Below are 16,289 nucleotides of genomic sequence, written 5' to 3'. Positions count from 1 at the left end.
GCGTCCCAAGAGCGGACGCGGAGCGTCCGGGGAGGCATTCCCACGCGGAGCGTGGGAACGATCGGTGTCAGGTGTGGCGGTGAGGGGTTACTCGTTATCGAGGCCTTTGCGCCGATACGGGAACACATCAATCACCTTCCCGGCGCGAATGGCTTCCTGAAGGCTTTTCCAGTAATCGGCGTTGTAAAGCTCACCATGCAACTGATCGAACAACTTGCGCTGCCCGGAGTCGGCAAACAAAAACGGCGGAAACTCTTCAGGAAATACATCCAGCGGCCCGATCGAATACCACGGTTCTGAAGCCATCTCGTCTTCCGGCGTACGCGGTTGCGGGATATGCCGGAAGTTGGCCTCGGTCAGGAAGCAAATCTCGTCATAGTCATAAAACACCACCCGTCCGTGCCGCGTGACGCCGAAGTTCTTCAGCAGCATGTCGCCGGGAAAGATGTTCGCCGCTGCCAGTTGCTTGATCGCCAGGCCGTAATCTTCCAGTGCCTCGCGGACCTGAGCGTCGTTGGCGTTCTCCAGATACAGGTTCAACGGCGTCATCCGACGTTCGGTCCAACAGTGGCGGATCAGCACGGTGTCGTCCTCTACCGACACAGTGGACGCGGCCACTTCGAGCAATTCTTGCAGGCAGGCCGGCTCGAACTTGCTCAACGGAAAACGGAAATCGGAGAATTCCTGGGTGTCGGCCATGCGCCCGACCCGATCGACACTTTTCACCAAGCGGTACTTCTCGATCACTGTGGCGCGGTCGACGTTTTTCGACGGCGAGAAGCGGTCCTTGATGATTTTGAATACGGTGTTGAAGCCCGGCAGGGTAAACACGCTCATCACCATGCCACGCACGCCCGGGGCCATGATGAACTGGTCGTCGGTGTTGGCCAGGTGATTGATCAGCGCCCGGTAGAACTCGGATTTTCCGTGTTTATAGAAGCCGATCGAGGTGTACAGCTCGGCGATGTGCTTGCCCGGCAGGATGCGTTTGAGGAAACCGATGAACTCCGCTGGCACCGGCACGTCGACCATGAAATACGAACGGGTGAACGAGAAGATGATCGACACGTCCGCTTCGTCGGTGATCAGCGCATCGATCTGAATCCCGCGACCCTCACGGTGCAGCAGCGGAATCACCAACGGCCATTGTTCGTCCTGGGTGTAGATGCGCCCGACCAGGTACGCCCCTTTGTTGCGGTAAAGCACTGAGGAAAACAGTTCGACGCTCAATTCCGGGTCCTTGCAGACCCAATCAGGCAGGTTTTCACGCAGTTGTGCCTCGAGGCGGCGCACGTCGCCGGCCAGGTCGGCGTAATCCTCGCTGAAGCGGTAGTCGGCAAAAATGCTCGCGAGCATGCCGGACAACTGGCCCTGGGGTTTGTAGGTGCGGGTTTGTGCGGCGCGGGCCCGACGCAGGCTTGGCCGGGTGGTGTGGATGAACATGCAGCCGTCGCTGATCAGGTCGTGGCTGAACAGTCCGCAAAAGATCGAGTTGTACCAGGTTTCGGACAGTTCATCGTCGAAGCGCAGGTCGATCAGTTTGATGTAAGCGCTTTTGACCAACGGCCAGCAGCTGACGTCCAGCGTTTCAGCGTCAAACGCGATGCGCAGTCGTGCCACCGTTTCGCCGACTTTTTCTTCGTACAGATTGATCCGCGCCGCCGATGCGACCTGCGCCTCCTGCCACTTGGCCTGTTCAAAGCGGGCTCGGGCGCCGTCAGTGATCTGGCGGAAATGCTCGCGGTAATCGTCAAAGCCATCGAGGACCATTCGGGCGATGTCGGCGGCTGGCCATTGCTGCGGCATAGGTAAAACCTCGGCGGCTGATTCTTATCGTGGGGCCTGAGCTTAGTGGCCCTTCGTTACGCAACGCAACCATTGCCTTGCGTCGGGACTGGCGCGACACTTGCGCGCCAATCAAGGAAGGAACGCGCTGTGAACCCCGTCGATACCCTGCGTTTGTTATCGCTTGCCGCCATTTGGGGCGCGAGCTTTCTGTTCATGCGCATCATCGCCCCGGTGATTGGCACAATCCCCACTGCTTTTTTCCGCGTATCGATTGCCGCGGTCGGCCTGTTGGTGATCCTCGGGCTGATGCGTATCAGCTGGGATTTCAAAGGAAAACTCAAAACCGTGATGCTGCTCGGAGTGATCAACTCCGGGATACCGGCGACCCTCTATTCAGTAGCCGCGCAAGTGCTGCCGGCCGGTTATTCGGCGATATTCAACGCGACCACGCCACTGATGGGCGTGCTGATCGGCGGTCTGTTCTTCCACGAAAGGCTCACCGCCGCCAAGCTTGGCGGCGTGTTCCTCGGGCTGCTTGGCGTAGGTATCCTGACCCGAGCCGGGCCGGTGGCGTTCGACATGGAACTGCTAATGGGCGCCCTCGCCTGCCTGCTCGCCACGACCTGCTACGGTTTCGCCGGTTTCCTTGCGCGGCGCTGGCTCGATCACGCCGGCGGCCTCGACAGTCGTCTGTCGGCGGTGGGCAGCATGCTGGGTGCGACGTTGTTTCTGTTGCCGCTGTTCGGTTACAGCGTGATCAGCCAGCCACCGGAGAGCTGGGGAGGCTGGAATGTCTGGTTGTCGCTGCTGGGTTTGGGGCTGGTGTGTACGGCGCTTGCGTACATTATTTACTTCCGCCTGCTCAGCTCGGTCGGGCCGGTGAAGTCGATGACCACGACCTTTCTGATTCCGCCGTTCGGGGTGCTGTGGGGGGCGTTGTTGCTGGATGAGCCGTTGTCGATGGCACACATCTATGGCGGGGTGTTGATTGCGGCGGCGTTGTGGTTGGTGTTGAAGACGGCGGTGGTGAAGGCTGTTGGGGTGGCTGCCAAGTAGAGTTGTGGTGCGGCTGATGACGCCTTCGCGGGCAAGCCCGCTCCCACAGGGATTGCGCTGAACCTGTGGGAGCGGGCTTGCTCGCGAAGGCGATTGTTCAGACGCTACAAAGCTGACTGACTCACCTCGCCATCCACCAGCCGCCGAATGCCCAGCGGATTGGCGTTCTGCAGCGCCTTGTTTTGTTTCAAGCGCTTTTACGGAATACGAACACCAATCCAACGATGATCAGCAACATGCCCAGCATGCTCAACGCCGCCAGCCGGTTGCCGAAAATCAGGTAGTCCATCACCGCCGTTACCGCCGGCACCAGGTAAAACAGGCTGGTGACATTCACCAGGTTGCCCCGGGCGATCAAGCGATACAGCAGCAAGGTTGCCAGTACCGACACGACCAATCCCATCCACAGCACCGGCACGATAAAACCGGTGCTGTGTTCGAAATGAAAAGGTTGGAACGGAACGAAGACTCCGCAGAGCAACAGCCCCGCCAGGTACTGCACGGGCAGTGTGCCGAGGGGATTGTCGGTGATGCGCTTCTGCATGATCGAACCGAACGTCATGCTCGCCAGCGCCAGCAAACCGAAGAGCATCCCGGCCAGCGACATACCGGCCAGACCTATGCCCTGATACACCACCATGATCAACCCGGCCAACCCCAGCGTCAGACCAAACATTCTGCTGGCTGACCGCTGGCGCTCCATGATCACCACCGTGAGAATCGGCTGCACGCCCATGATCGTCGCCATGACGCCGGGTGTGACTTTCAGGTCCAGGGCCAGCAGATAGAAAATCTGATAAGCCCCCAGCAACACCACACCCGTGGCCATCGCATACACCATCGGCTTGCCGCCCTTGGGCAGTTTCAGCTTGAGCAGCGGCATCAAAAGCACCAATCCGCAGATTGCGATAGCGAAGCGAATCAACAGAAAAGCAAAAGGTGACGCATGGGCCAGGCCCCATTTGGAGAAGATCGCCCCGCTGCTCCACAGCAGAACGAACAGGCTCGTGGACGCCGCCGCGAGCGCGGATTGTTTCGAAAGGACAAACATGGATACCACCTGTAGTCAGGCAAAAAGCCAACTCAGCCGAAGCTGAAATTCAGTAGTTTTTCAGGCGCTTTTCAAAAGGGCACAGGAACAGCAGAAAAAGCTGATCAGCCCGAGAAGCCAACGCCTGGCGGTGATACGACTGCGCACACCGGCGTGCTACTGACAGGTGGGGGGTAATGACTGATCTGCGCAGGCTGCTGATTCCCGCACGGCACGACGCCAGCGTTGACCGCTGAATCGACTACCGCGTTGATGAGGGAAGCAGGCATTGGGCTGATCTTTTTTGAGGGCTCGGGAGGTGAGTCATGAAACTCACCGAGCGCCGACTATAACCAGCGACTGACATGGATTGCAATGACTTGGCTGAAGAACCCATGAGCAAGCGTCTTACACCAATCCCTTGGCGAACAGGCTGCATAAAAAACGCTCCCTAAGGAGCGTTTTTTTCATTCAGGAATCGAGATTACCCAAATAACCAATACCCCAACCACGTCAACACCAGCACTGCGAGCACTGGCCGCAGCACTCGGTACGCCTTGGGATTGCGACGCTTCCACCGTTTTATCGCGCCACTGAACTTGTCACTGGAATGCTTGCTCCATGCGTAAACATGATTAATCCCGCCAACATGTTCATCTTCAAGATTCTGCGGTGCCGTGGCGCGACCCAAAAAGCCACTGACCCTGCGGTTGAGACGAGTCATCAGGCGGTTGCTCAGCGGTCGTTCGATGTCGCAAAAAAGGATAACCCGAGTCTTGTCGGTTTCGTTCTTGACCCAATGTACGTAGGTTTCGTCGAACATCACGTCTTCGCCATCACGCCAGGCGTAGACCTGACCGTCGACGAAGATCCGGCAATCATCAGAGTTCGGCGTCGATAGCCCCAAGTGATAACGCAGGGAACCGCCGAACGGATCACGGTGCGGGTTGAGGTGGCTGCCGCCTGGCAACAACGCGAACATGGCGCCTTTGACGTTGGGAATGCGGCTGAGCAGTGCCACGGTTTTCGGGCACAGGGCTTCGGCTGATGGCAGTGGTTTGTCGTACCACTTGAGGTAAAAGCGCTTCCAGCCTTTCTTGAAGAACGAACCGAACCCGGCGTCGTTGTTTCTTTCGGCGGCGCGGATGTAACCCTCGTCGAACAAATGCATCGCTTCGTCGCGGATAACTTCCCAGTTGTCCTTGAGCACATCCAGTTCCGGAAACTTGCTGCGGTCAAGATACGGTTTGGATGGCACGCTGGAGAACAGGTACATCAAGGCGTTATAAGGCGCGAACAACGCCGAGTGGTTGACGAACTGACGCAAGACCGGCAAACGCGCCTTGCCGCGCAAGTGCACGTAGAGAGTGCTGCCGAAGAACAGCAACAAAAACGACGTCTTTGCGGCAAATGAAACGGTCATCAACAACTCCTTGATAGTAGACAACTTCGCGCAACGCCATTTACCCGACGTGGCAGCCAGCCATGATCAACATGACCGGCCTCGGGAAGAATCCCGTGTTTCTCGACATTCAGTGTCAAGAAATGCGCAATGACGCACTTCTTAACACAAGGTTCCTGAACGGGGGCTGACCCGAATCAACCCCCTCCCCGCTTAATCTGAAATCGCAACGCCTACTGCTGATTCTCCTGCTCGGTAAACAGATCACTGAACAGCATGCTCGACAGGTAACGCTCACCAGAATCCGGCAGGATTACCACGATGGTCTTGCCCTGCATTTCCGGGGTTTCAGCCAGGCGGACGGCCACCGCCATGGCGGCGCCGCAGGAAATGCCGCTCAAAATCCCTTCTTCCTGCATCAGGCGCAGGGCCATGGCCTTGGATTCTTCATCGCTGACCAACTCAACCCGATCGACCATCGACAGATCAAGATTCTTCGGCACAAAACCGGCGCCGATGCCCTGGATCTTGTGAGGGCTCGGCTTGATTTCTTCACCGGCTATTGCCTGGGTGATGACCGGCGACACCACAGGTTCCACCGCCACCGAAATAATCGGCTTGCCCTGGGTATTCTTGATATACCGCGAAACCCCGGTAATGGTCCCACCTGTTCCGACGCCTGCCACCAGTACATCGACTGCACCGTCGGTGTCGTTCCAGATTTCCGGTCCCGTCGTTTTTTCGTGGATGGCCGGGTTGGCCGGGTTTTCAAACTGCGACGGCATGAAGTAGGTCGCCGGAGCGCTGGCGACAATTTCAGCCGCCTTTTCGATCGCTCCTTTCATGCCCTTGGCCGGTTCGGTCAGTACCAGTTCGGCGCCCAAAGCCTTGAGCACTTTGCGTCGCTCGATACTCATGGATGCCGGCATGGTCAGCATCAGCTTGTAACCGCGAGCCGCAGCAACGAACGCCAGGCCGATACCGGTGTTGCCTGAGGTCGGTTCGACGATGGTCATGCCCGGCTTGAGTTTGCCGGTGCTTTCGGCGTCCCAGATCATGCTCGCACCGATCCGGCACTTGACCGAATAACCAGGGTTACGCCCTTCGATCTTGGCCAGGATGGTCACGCCGCGCGGGGCGATACGGTTGATCTGCACCAGCGGTGTATTGCCGATGGAATGGGCGTTGTCAGCGTAGATACGGCTCATGGCTGGGTCCTTATACAGCGTTAAATAAGCTCTCCAAGGTATGCCTGTTGCCCTTGGTCGTCCAGTCAGTCGAACGTCCTGGAACCGCCGTAGTCAATGGCTTTACAACGCCAGAGATTTGCCATCATGAAACGCAGATACAGTTGGCCCCTATGGACCCTCGCCGGCCTCGTTGTGCTGCTGATTGCGCTGCATGTCGCCCTGCCCTATCTGGTGCGCGATTACCTCAACGAGAGATTGGCGAACATGGGGGATTATCGCGGCCAGATTACCGACGTAGACCTGGCTTTGTGGCGTGGCGCCTACAAAATCAACGGACTGAAAATCGTCAAGGTCAATGGCAAGGTCCCCGTGCCTTTCGTCAACGCGCCATTGATTGACCTCTCCGTCAGCTGGCACTCGCTCTGGTATGACCACGCCGTGGTGGCCGAGGCGCAGTTCGACAAACCCGAGGTGAACTTCGTCGACGGCGGTGCCAACAAGAAAAACTCCCAGACCGGTCAAGGCACCGATTGGCGGGCACAATTGGAAAAACTGCTGCCGATAACCCTGAACGAAGTGCGGATCAACGACGGGCGGGTGACCTTTCGAAACTTCAATTCAAAACCGCCCGTGAACATGAATGCCACCCAGGTCAATGCCAGCGTTTACAACCTGACCAACGTGGTCGACACCAAAGGCAAACGCGACGCCCGTTTCGACGGCAAAGCCCTGTTGCTGGGACACGCACCGCTGGAAACCACCGCGACCTTCGACCCTTTAAGCAACTTTGAAGATTTCGAATTTCGCCTGCGGGTCAAAAACATCGAACTCAAACGCATGAACGACTTCGCCTCGGCGTATGGCAAGTTCGACTTCAATGCCGGTCACGGAGATGTGGTCATTGAAGCCGAGGCAAAAAAAGCTCAATTGACGGGTTACATCAAACCGCTGCTGAAGGACGTCGATGTATTCAATTGGCAACAGGACGTGGAAAACAAAGACAAAGGGATTTTTCGCTCCATCTGGGAAGCACTCGTGGGGGGCACCGAGAATGTGCTGAAGAACCAGCCGAAAAACCAGTTCGCCACTCGCGTACAACTCAGGGGCAGCGTGCATCAGCGGGATATCAGCGCATTCGAGGCTTTTTTGCAGATTTTGCGCAACGGCTTCGTCCAGGCGTTCAACGCCCAATACGAACGGCCCAAGCCGGACGCCGGTTAAGGCTTACGTATAACGGTGTAACGACCGGTTTCTTCAGCCGCCCGCGCCGGGTTCGATTGCTGCTGCAAGAAGTCCCAACCCAGGCAGGCCAGCGCCAGCGATCGCGGGACAACTTCTCGACCACTGCTGTAGCGCGTGATGCTGCGGGCACTGACCCCCAGCGCTTCGGCCGCCTGATTGAGCGGCAACCCGGTGCGGGCACGCCAGTCGATGAAGATCCGGGTGTTTTCGTCCACTGCATTTTGTGCGAGAGCATCCAGATACAGGGTGTCTGCGCCGATCTGGATGTCCAGTTCCGGCCAGTCGACACTCCAGCCATCGTCGCCCAGGGTTGCCCCATTGAAAGCGCTCATTTCCAACAAGGGTTGCAACCCTGGATAGGCGCGCAGGTCCCGACTCAAATCGAGCTTCAGTTGCTGACCATCGATAAAGGTCAGCATAAGGCGGTAATCCGGCAACGCCTGCACGGACGACAGCCGTGGTCGTTTCATGGGTAACATCGTTTCCAATCCTCCAGCAATTGCACCTGATGGGCCCTGACCCACGCCAGCGCTTCCTTGATAATCAGCGGCGGCGCCTTGCCCACCATCACTTCGACGGTTGCAAGGCTAAGCATCACGTCGAGCCCGCCGCCGGTCAGGTGAACATGGGGCGGCGGGTGGTCCTTCTCGCGCAACTGAATGCGGTACGTATCGCGAAATCGGTATTTAGTAGACATGCCCCGCAAGCTATCGCCAAAATGGCGATAGCTCAATACTGGCTAGGGGCCGAGACTGAGTCAAGATGTGACGCCCCATTCAGAGACTGAATAAGCCGTCTGCGTTCACAGTCGACCGGGCACCGCGTTATAGTCGAGCCTGACCCATTATTGCGCCCCGCCCTGCTTCGCTCAGGTCGGCGTTTACCGTTCGAGGATTAGCAGATGAAGTTCGAAGGCACCCCGGCCTACGTCGCCACCGATGACCTGAAGCTGGCGATCAACGCCGCCATCACGCTGGAGCGTCCACTGCTGGTCAAGGGCGAACCGGGCACCGGCAAGACCATGCTCGCCGAGCAACTGGCCGAGTCCTTCGGCGCCAGACTGATCACCTGGCACATCAAATCCACCACCAAGGCGCATCAGGGCCTGTACGAGTACGACGCGGTCAGCCGTCTGCGCGACTCGCAACTGGGCACGGAAAAGGTCCACGACGTTCGCAATTACCTGAAAAAGGGCAAGCTCTGGGAAGCCTTCGAATCCGAAGAGCGGGTGATTTTGCTGATCGACGAAATCGACAAGGCCGACATCGAATTCCCCAACGACCTGCTGCAAGAACTCGACAAGATGGAGTTCTACGTCTACGAGATCGACGAGACCATCAAGGCCAAGAAACGCCCGATCATCATCATTACCTCCAACAATGAAAAAGAACTGCCGGACGCCTTCCTGCGCCGCTGCTTCTTCCACTACATCGCCTTCCCGGATCGCATCACGATGCAGCGGATCGTCGACGTGCATTACCCGAACATCAAGAAAGACCTGGTCAGCGAAGCGCTGGACGTGTTCTTCGACGTGCGCAAGGTGCCGGGCCTGAAGAAAAAGCCATCGACCTCCGAACTGGTGGACTGGCTGAAGCTGCTGATGGCCGACAACATCGGTGAAGCGGTACTGCGCGAGCGCGATCCGACCAAGGCCATTCCACCGCTGGCCGGCGCTTTGGTGAAGAACGAACAGGACGTGCAGTTGCTTGAACGTCTGGCGTTCATGAGCCGTCGCGGCACTCGCTGATCCCTCTGTTTAACAAGATAGAGGGCGATAGCCATGCTGCTTAACCTGTTCAATGAAATGCGCGCAGCCAAGGTGCCGGTCTCGGTACGAGAGCTGCTGGACCTGATCAACGCGCTGAAACAGCGCGTGACCTTCGCCGACATGGACGAGTTTTATTACCTGTCCCGGGCGATTCTGGTGAAGGACGAAAAGCATTTCGACAAGTTCGACCGGGCGTTCGGTGCCTATTTCAACGGCCTGGAAAAACTCGACGATCACCTTCAGGCATTGATTCCGGAAGACTGGTTGCGCAAGGAGTTCGAGCGTTCGCTGAGCGACGAAGAGCGCGCGGCGATCCAGTCCCTCGGCGGCCTGGACAAGCTGATCGAAGAGTTCAAGAAACGCCTCGAAGAACAGAAAGAACGCCATGCCGGCGGTAACAAATGGATCGGCACCGGCGGCACCAGCCCGTTTGGCTCCGGTGGCTTCAACCCGGAAGGCATTCGGGTCGGCGATGCCGGCAAGCGCCAAGGCAAAGCGGTCAAGGTCTGGGATCAGCGCGAGTACAAAAACCTCGATGACTCGGTGGAACTGGGCACGCGCAACATCAAGGTGGCCCTGCGACGGCTGCGCAAATTCGCCCGTCAGGGCGCGGCGGAAGAGCTGGACATCGATGGCACCATCGACCACACCGCGCGCGATGCCGGGCTGCTGAACATCCAGATGCGACCCGAGCGGCGTAACACCGTCAAGCTGTTGCTGCTGTTCGACATCGGCGGCTCGATGGACGCCCATGTGAAGATTTGCGAAGAGCTGTTCTCGGCCTGCAAGACCGAGTTCAAGCACCTGGAGTATTTCTACTTCCACAACTTCGTTTATGAATCGGTGTGGAAGAACAACATGCGCCGCACCTCCGAGCGCACCTCGACCCAGGACCTGCTGCACAAATACGGCGCCGACTACAAAGTGATCTTCATCGGTGACGCCGCCATGGCCCCGTACGAAATCACCCAGGCCGGCGGCAGCGTCGAGCACTGGAACGAAGAAGCGGGTTATGTGTGGATGCAGCGGTTCATGGAGAAGTACAAGAAGGTCATCTGGATCAACCCGTATCCGAAAGATACGTGGGGCTATACGTCGTCGACCAACATCGTGCGGGACTTGATTAACGACCAGATGTACCCGCTGACGTTGCGGGGGTTGGAGGAAGGGATGCGGTTTCTTTCCAAATAGAGCGCTGATCGTTCCCACACTGCTGATCGTTGATCGTTCCCACGCTCTGCGTGGGAATGCATCAAGTGACGCTTCGCGTCACAGGGACGCGGAGCGTCCCGGGCGGCATTCCCACGCGGAGCGTGGGAACGATCAGTGCGAGGCAAACCGGCGCAGGTATTCGACATGCTCCCGATGCGCGACATCCTGCACCACCGGCTTCAACCGCACCTTCGTCCCCGGCAGACACTGCGCCAGCCGCGCCAACGCCAATGGCGTCAACGCCCCCAATCGCGGATAGCCGCCAATGGTCTGCCGATCATTGAGCAGCACAATCGGCTGCCCGTCCGGCGGCACCTGAACCGCACCCAGCGGGATGCCTTCGGAAATCATCGGCTTACCCTGATACTGCAACGCCGTTCCCAGCAAGCGGATGCCCATCCGGTCGGCACGGCTGTCGAGGGTCCAGACACTGTTGAACGCGTCAAACGAACTCTGTCCACTGAACTCGCCGATCTGCGCACCAAGGACCAGGTCCAGCGGCGCGTTGAGTTTGAAATCCGGTACCTGTTCGGGCGCCAGTTCCCGCAGCAAAAGCAGCGAGCTGCCCGAGTAGCTCAACCGCGCATCTTTGGCCAACGCCCGGCCCATGCCATCCAGCCCGCCGAGTTCCTCACGGACCACCGTTGCGCTGCTGCCCAACACCTTTGGCGCATCAAATCCGCCCGGGGCCGCCAAATAAGCCCGGGCCCCAAGCAGCGGCTGAGTGAATTGCAACTGTTGACCTTTGTTCAGCCTGAAACTGCGCCACGGTGCCAACGCCTCGCCATCCACCTGCGCCCCCAGATCCGCCCCGGCCAACGCCAGCACGCAATCCTCTTCGGCGACGACGGTAAACCCGCCGAGGGTGATTTCAATCACCGGTGCATCCAGGCTATTGCCCAGCAACCAATTGGCCCAAGACATCGATCGCCAATCCGCCGCCCCGCCCTGGGTCACGCCCAGATGCCGCACGCCGAAACGGCCAGCGTCCTGCAACAGGCACAGCGGTGTACTCGCTTGTATTGATAGACGGCTCATGCCTGGGCCTCCAACGGCGTGTCATCACCGCCCAGATTGATGAATTCGGCATGGCTGACGGCTTCGAAACGCACCGTGTCGCCCGGTTGCATCAGGCTATAGCCGTCGCGTTCGCGGTCGAACAATTTGGCCGGGGTGCGGCCGATCAGATTCCAGCCACCGGGAGACACCACCGGGTAAGCGGCGGTTTGCCGTTCGGCGATGCCGACGCTTCCCGCGGCCACCTTTTTACGCGGAGTGTTTAAACGCGGCGCCGCCAGCGCTTCTTCCACCAGCCCCATGAAAGCGAAACCCGGCGCGAAACCCAGGGCGAACACCTGATATTCGCGCTCGCTGTGGCGGCGGATCACTTCATCCACGGCCAATCCGCTGCGCTGGGACAACAGGCTCAACTCCGGGCCAACGCTCAAGTCATACCAGACCGGCAACACATGACATTTGCCGCGGGTGCAGGCGTTGGGCGACAGATCGATCAAAGCCTCGGCGATCAGCTCCCGAGCCTGGGCCGGACTCAACGCGGTCAGGTCGTAATGCACCATCAACGTTGTATAGGACGGCACCAGATCGATCAGATGCCCGGCGAACGCAGCACGCAGACTTTCACTGGCGGCGAGCATCCACGGCATGTTGGCCTCGCTGATCTCATCGAACAGACGGACCATCAAGCAATCCAGCGCCACCACTTCTACCCGCAGGTTCATGGCGCGCTCTGCTGATCAAGTGCTTCGCGAATACGCCGCACGGCAGCTACCGAACTGGCATTGTCGCCATGTACGCAAAGTGTGTTGGCTTGCAAGCGCAGGGCACTGCCATCGCTGGCCGTAAGGTTGCCGCCGCGGGCAATGGTCAGCGCCTGTTCGATGATTGTCTCGGGATCGTGATGCACTGCGCCTGGCAGTTGTCGCGAAACCAGCATTCCGGCGCTGTTGTAAGCACGATCGGCGAAGGCTTCGAACCACAGGGTCACGCCGTATTCATCGCCCAATTGCTGGGCTGCGCTGTTGTCGCGAGTGGCCATCAACATCAGCGGCAACTGGCGATCATAGGCCGCCACAGCCTGAAGCACTGCGCGCAACTGCGCCGGGTTGGCCATCATGTCGTTGTACATCGCGCCGTGCGGTTTGACGTAACTCACCCGCCCGCCCTGGGCCCGGCAAATGCCGTCGAGAGCGCCGATCTGGTAATGCACAATGTCCTGAAGTTCCTGGGCGGTGTAGGCCATGGAACGGCGGCCGAAGCCGACCAGATCCTGATACGCCGGATGTGCGCCGATCTGCACGCCGTTGCTCAAGGCCAGGCTAACCGTCTTGCGCATGATGCTCGGGTCGCCGGCATGGAAGCCGCAGGCGATGTTGGCGCAATCGATGAAGGGCATGACCTCGGCATCCAGACCCATGGTCCAGTTGCCGAAACTCTCGCCGATGTCGCAGTTCAATAGCAGGCGGTTCACGGTGAACACTCCTGTAGGTTTTATTCTTTTAGCTGTAGGCATTTGCCCGCAGATTATCAGTTACTCGGCCTCGAGTTGCTTGCCACGGGTTTCCGGCAGGCTCAGGGCAGCAAGGATCACTACTCCGTAGGACACCGCCGCAAAGGCACCGATTCCCACACTCAATGGCACCTTCTGGCTCATCAAGCCAATCAACAGCGGGAACAATGCCGCCAGCGCCCGGCCTATGTTGTAGCAAAAGCCCTGGCCCGAACCGCGAATCCGCGTTGGAAACAGCTCGGTCAAGAACGCGCCCATGCCACTGAAAATCCCCGAAGCGAAGAAGCCCAAAGGAAAGCCCAGCCAGAGCATCACGCCATTGCTGACCGGCAATTGGGTGTAGAGCAGAACAATGGTGAACGAGCCGACCGCGAACAGTATGAAGTTCTTTTTACGCCCGAGGATGTCAGTCAAATACGCGCTGATGACGTAACCGACGTAGGAACCGACGATCACCATCGCCAGATAACCGCCCGTACCGAGTACGCTCAAACCACGTTCGTTCTTCAGAAAGGTCGGCAACCAGGAGGTGATCGCGTAGTAACCGCCGAGGGCACCAGTGGTCAGTACCGACGCGCGAATCGTGGTGAACAGGATGCCGGGAGCGAAGATCTCGTAGAACTTTGCCGGGTTGCTGGGTTCTTGCTTGGCCTTGGCTTCGCGATAGATTTCCGGGTCCTTGACCAGCCGACGGACGAAGATCACAAAGATTGCCGGCACGATGCCCAGCAGGAACAGAGCGCGCCAGGCGTCTTCCGGCGGCAATACCGAGAACAGCAGCGCATACAAGATCGCCGTCAGTCCCCAACCCAATGCCCAGCCGGATTGCACCATGCCCACCGCTTTGCCGCGGTCCTTGGCGCGAATCACTTCACCCATCAGCACCGCGCCGGCGGTCCATTCGCCGCCGAAACCGAAGCCCATCAGCGTGCGGCTGATCAGCAGTTGCTCGTAGTTCTGGGCGAAACCGCAGAGGAAGGTGAAGAAGGCGAACCACAGTACGGTGAGTTGCAAAGTGCGGACGCGACCGATGCGGTCGGAGAGGATCCCCGCCACCCAACCGCCGATGGCCGAGGCGATCAGGGTACTGGTGTGAATCAGCCCGGCCTCGCCGGTGGTGATGCCCCACATCGCAATCAGGGTCGGCACCACAAAGCTGAGCATCTGGGTGTCCATGCCGTCCAGGCCATAGCCGATCTTGCAGCTCCAGAACGTGCGACGTTCCTGCTGATTGATGTTGCGGTACCAGTCGAAAGGTCCCGGGCGAACCGTGGCTTTGGGGATGTCGAGCGTGTCGGGCGCACTCATGGCAAATCTCCGCGCTAATTTTTATTGGTATTGTTCTGAACCCCGACGACGCCTATCGTGGGGACCGGATGGCCTGATTTTTGGGCTGCCGGCCCTGCTACGTCCAACTAATAAAAACCCGCTTTAGACATAAGAAAAACTTGTCCCTATGAACCTGAAGTTTCTCGAGACCTTTGTCTGGGTCGCCCGACTCAAGAGTTTTCGCCTGACGGCAGACAAGCTCTTCACCACCCAGGCGTCGATTTCCAGCCGTATCGCCGTGCTCGAAGGCGAGCTCGGGGTGAAGCTGTTCCTGCGCGATTCTCGCGGCGTGAGCCTGACGCCCGAAGGCCTGAAAGTGCTCGAATATGCCGAGCAGATGATGGATACGATGCAGGCGCTCAAGCACTCGATCGAGACGCGCTCAAGCAAGGTCGGACGGGTCCGGATCGGTGTCATGGACACCGTCATCCACACCTGGCTGAGCCCGTTGGTGGCGCAAATGATGGATCACTATCCACTGGTGGAAATCGAGCTGGTGGCCGATACCGCGCTCAACCTCTGCGATCAGCTGCAAAAAGGCTTTCTCGATCTGATCCTGCAAACCGACCTGTTGCGTCAGGAAAGTGTGCGCAGCCTTGAACTGGCCAGTCATCCGATGGGCTGGATTGTGGCTACGAACTCGATCTACAACCGCGAGTACTCCGGCATTGCCGACCTGGCGCGGGAACGGATCATTACCTATTCGAAAAACTCCCATCCGCATCAGGAGATTCTCGCCCTGATGCAGGCCAACGGCATCCTGACGCCACGGTTGAACTGCGTGAACTCGGTGTCGGCGATCACCCGGTTGCTGCGCGACGGTTTCGGTATTGGCGCACTGCCGCCGGTGCTGGTCGCCGAGGAACTGGCGCGGGGGGAATTGACCTTGCTGGCCATCGACCAACGGCCACCGAATTTGCAGGTGGTGGTGTCGTGGCGGGTGGGCGTGGAGTGGGTCGAGGAGATTGTTTCGTTATGTCAGCAGGTGCTGGACGGGTATGCGAAGAAGGTGGGTGAAAACTACATCGTCCTCAGCAAACCTTCGGTGAGCTGACATTGATCGTTCCCACGCTCCGCGTGGGAATGCAGCCGGGACGCTCCGCGTCCCATTCAGAGCCGAACGCAGAGCGTCCGTTGAGGCATTCCCACGCAGAGCGTGGGAACGATCATTCGACAGGTCGGTGGCGCTCATTACAACCCCCGCACATCCCGGTCTTCGATCGGCCGGCTCTGGCGCAGGCGTTTGCCACCCAGCACCACCCAGTCGATCAGACGGAACAGGCATTCAATGCCGAACGACAACAGCAACGCCCCGCTCATGCCCCAGATCATCGCTTCCGGCGTCAGCAGGATCTGATAGCTGTAGCCGTTCCAGGTTTCCTTGCGAATATCCGGATCGGCCGCCAGTGCGACCTGCAGCAAGCGGATGTACCACGGGCCTTGCATGGCCTGGAACTGTTTATCGAGGGCCAGTTGACGGGTGAGCAAGGTGCTCAGGCTGTCGGCATCGCTGCGAAAGATCGGGTCTTCACTGGCGCGGTAATGAGCCACCAATGCCTGCATGTCCCCCTTGAAGAACTGATTCGCCGTGCCCTGAAAACCGCTCAGACCAGTTTGCGCCTCAATCAGATGCGCTTCGACGCGCTTGGCATAGTCGCTGATAAACCCCGGCACCTGGACACCGATCAACAGGCCCGCCGCGAACAACACCAGCCGTAGATAACTGAGCAACATGAAGGGAAATC

Annotated in this window: 16 protein-coding genes; 5 read left to right on the top strand and 11 right to left on the bottom strand. The window is 58.7% G+C overall.

From position 1 onward, the window contains the following. Positions 1–87: 87 nt before the first annotated feature. Positions 88–1,806, bottom strand: a complete 1,719-nt coding sequence (gene aceK / locus BLW70_RS12360) for a bifunctional isocitrate dehydrogenase kinase/phosphatase (protein ID WP_074874327.1) — start codon at positions 1,804–1,806, stop codon at positions 88–90. A 129-nt stretch (positions 1,807–1,935) separates the two neighbouring features. On the opposite strand from aceK, the gene BLW70_RS12355 reads away from it, so the two are divergent. Further along, on the top strand, positions 1,936–2,844 hold the full coding sequence (locus tag BLW70_RS12355) for a DMT family transporter (protein WP_074874326.1): 909 nt from the start codon (positions 1,936–1,938) through the stop codon (positions 2,842–2,844). Positions 2,845–3,031: 187 nt separating this feature from the next. Here BLW70_RS12355 and BLW70_RS12350 read toward each other — a convergent pair whose 3' ends face one another. The 3 genes from BLW70_RS12350 to cysK form a co-directional block, all read right to left on the bottom strand. Next, positions 3,032–3,895 carry a DMT family transporter gene (locus tag BLW70_RS12350; RefSeq protein ID WP_074874325.1) on the bottom strand — a complete coding sequence of 288 codons (864 nt, stop codon included), beginning with the start codon at positions 3,893–3,895 and terminating at the stop codon, positions 3,032–3,034. 463 nt (positions 3,896–4,358) lie between these two features. After that, positions 4,359–5,297, bottom strand: coding sequence for an aspartyl/asparaginyl beta-hydroxylase domain-containing protein (locus tag BLW70_RS12345; protein WP_074874324.1), 939 nt, complete (start codon positions 5,295–5,297; stop codon positions 4,359–4,361). A 212-nt stretch (positions 5,298–5,509) separates the two neighbouring features. Further along, positions 5,510–6,484, bottom strand: a complete 975-nt coding sequence (gene cysK, locus BLW70_RS12340) for a cysteine synthase A (protein WP_074874323.1) — start codon at positions 6,482–6,484, stop codon at positions 5,510–5,512. Positions 6,485–6,580: 96 nt separating this feature from the next. On the opposite strand from cysK, the gene BLW70_RS12335 reads away from it, so the two are divergent. Continuing rightward, positions 6,581–7,687, top strand: a complete 1,107-nt coding sequence (locus BLW70_RS12335; RefSeq protein WP_442964054.1) for a DUF748 domain-containing protein — start codon at positions 6,581–6,583, stop codon at positions 7,685–7,687. Here the strand turns inward: BLW70_RS12335 and BLW70_RS12330 are convergent. Then, entirely contained in the window at positions 7,684–8,187 is a 504-nt protein-coding gene (locus BLW70_RS12330; RefSeq protein WP_074874321.1) for a DUF2442 domain-containing protein, read from the bottom strand. The genes BLW70_RS12335 and BLW70_RS12330 overlap by 4 nt on opposite strands. Further along, positions 8,175–8,405 carry a DUF4160 domain-containing protein gene (locus tag BLW70_RS12325; protein WP_074874320.1) on the bottom strand — a complete coding sequence of 77 codons (231 nt, stop codon included), beginning with the start codon at positions 8,403–8,405 and terminating at the stop codon, positions 8,175–8,177. The genes BLW70_RS12330 and BLW70_RS12325 overlap by 13 nt, the downstream gene beginning before the upstream one ends. Positions 8,406–8,609: 204 nt before the next feature. Here BLW70_RS12325 and BLW70_RS12320 point away from each other — a divergent pair, with 204 nt between their 5' ends. Beyond that, positions 8,610–9,455 (top strand): AAA family ATPase, encoded by an 846-nt coding sequence (locus tag BLW70_RS12320; RefSeq protein WP_074874319.1) that lies wholly within the window; start codon positions 8,610–8,612, stop codon positions 9,453–9,455. Positions 9,456–9,488: 33 nt separating this feature from the next. After that, the gene (locus tag BLW70_RS12315; protein WP_074874318.1) at positions 9,489–10,667 is read left to right on the top strand and encodes a vWA domain-containing protein; all 1,179 of its coding nucleotides are present in this window, start codon (positions 9,489–9,491) and stop codon (positions 10,665–10,667) included. Positions 10,668–10,799: 132 nt separating this feature from the next. On the opposite strand, the gene BLW70_RS12310 is transcribed toward BLW70_RS12315, so the two are convergent. Genes BLW70_RS12310 through BLW70_RS12295 form a run of 4 tightly spaced genes read right to left on the bottom strand, consistent with a single transcriptional unit; the run spans position 10,800 to position 14,523 of the window. Then, entirely contained in the window at positions 10,800–11,726 is a 927-nt protein-coding gene (locus BLW70_RS12310) for a 5-oxoprolinase subunit C family protein (RefSeq protein WP_074874317.1), read from the bottom strand. After that, positions 11,723–12,427 (bottom strand): 5-oxoprolinase subunit B family protein, encoded by a 705-nt coding sequence (locus tag BLW70_RS12305; RefSeq protein ID WP_008153155.1) that lies wholly within the window; start codon positions 12,425–12,427, stop codon positions 11,723–11,725. The genes BLW70_RS12310 and BLW70_RS12305 overlap by 4 nt, the downstream gene beginning before the upstream one ends. Continuing rightward, the gene (locus BLW70_RS12300) at positions 12,424–13,176 is read right to left on the bottom strand and encodes a 5-oxoprolinase subunit PxpA (protein ID WP_074874316.1); all 753 of its coding nucleotides are present in this window, start codon (positions 13,174–13,176) and stop codon (positions 12,424–12,426) included. The genes BLW70_RS12305 and BLW70_RS12300 overlap by 4 nt, the downstream gene beginning before the upstream one ends. A 60-nt stretch (positions 13,177–13,236) precedes the next feature. Further along, on the bottom strand, positions 13,237–14,523 hold the full coding sequence (locus tag BLW70_RS12295; RefSeq protein WP_074874315.1) for an MFS transporter: 1,287 nt from the start codon (positions 14,521–14,523) through the stop codon (positions 13,237–13,239). Positions 14,524–14,671: 148 nt separating this feature from the next. On the opposite strand from BLW70_RS12295, the gene BLW70_RS12290 reads away from it, so the two are divergent. Next, positions 14,672–15,598 carry a LysR family transcriptional regulator gene (locus BLW70_RS12290; RefSeq protein WP_074874314.1) on the top strand — a complete coding sequence of 309 codons (927 nt, stop codon included), beginning with the start codon at positions 14,672–14,674 and terminating at the stop codon, positions 15,596–15,598. Positions 15,599–15,735: 137 nt separating this feature from the next. Here BLW70_RS12290 and BLW70_RS12280 read toward each other — a convergent pair whose 3' ends face one another. Further along, positions 15,736–16,278, bottom strand: coding sequence for a DUF2937 family protein (locus tag BLW70_RS12280; protein WP_074874312.1), 543 nt, complete (start codon positions 16,276–16,278; stop codon positions 15,736–15,738). Positions 16,279–16,289: the final 11 nt, after the last annotated feature.

The organism is Pseudomonas frederiksbergensis (assembly GCF_900105495.1).
In the GTDB taxonomy this organism is placed as follows: Bacteria; Pseudomonadota; Gammaproteobacteria; order Pseudomonadales; family Pseudomonadaceae; genus Aquipseudomonas; species Aquipseudomonas frederiksbergensis.
Note: the sequence above shows the minus strand (reverse complement) of the source record. Positions and strands in the feature narration are given on the sequence as shown.